General features: G+C 53.7%; 1 protein-coding gene. It reads right to left on the reverse strand.

Translation table 11 applies throughout. From position 1 onward, the window contains the following. Window positions 1-18: 18 nt before the first annotated feature. Window positions 19-516 (reverse strand): SIS domain-containing protein (locus ACFFIX_RS27955; protein ID WP_378939926.1); only part of this gene is annotated, 498 nt, incomplete at its 5' end.

The raw sequence follows: 516 nt of genomic DNA on the forward strand, positions 1-516 counted from the left end.
CACCGCGCTTAGCGGGGGCTAACTATTGCTACGTAGACTGGTAAACCACATCTTCAATAGTCGCTCAAAGCCTAAGATGCAGTAGCCGAAAAACGGGTTGCTCCAGTAAATATCATCATCGAACTTCTGCGGGTCGTGAATAATAAACGCCGTATCCGCGGCCTGCGCCAGCGGGCTTTGGTAGTCGCCGGTAAAGCAAACCAGATTAATCTCCTTCCCCTCCAGGGCCTTAACCCAGTTGAGCGCCGAGCTGCTGCGCCCGGATTTAGAAATGATCCAGATGGAGTCGAAGCAGGCGGCGTTTTTCTGTTCGAGGATTTCGTAATCGGGCCACAGCGCCAGGCTGGCATTCACGCCGGTGACGAGAAACTTGTTGTAAATATACTGGGCGATCAGCTGTGAAAAGCCGCTGCCGTGGATCAGGATGCGCTGCTGTTTAAGGCTTGCCAGCAGCGGCGTCAGCGCTTCTTTCGGCTGAACGCTCATGTAGTCGATATCGTTGGTGACATCGAGCTT

The sequence above is a fragment of the Metabacillus herbersteinensis genome (assembly GCF_042433335.1).
In the GTDB taxonomy this organism is placed as follows: domain Bacteria; phylum Bacillota; class Bacilli; order Bacillales; family Bacillaceae; genus Metabacillus; species Metabacillus herbersteinensis.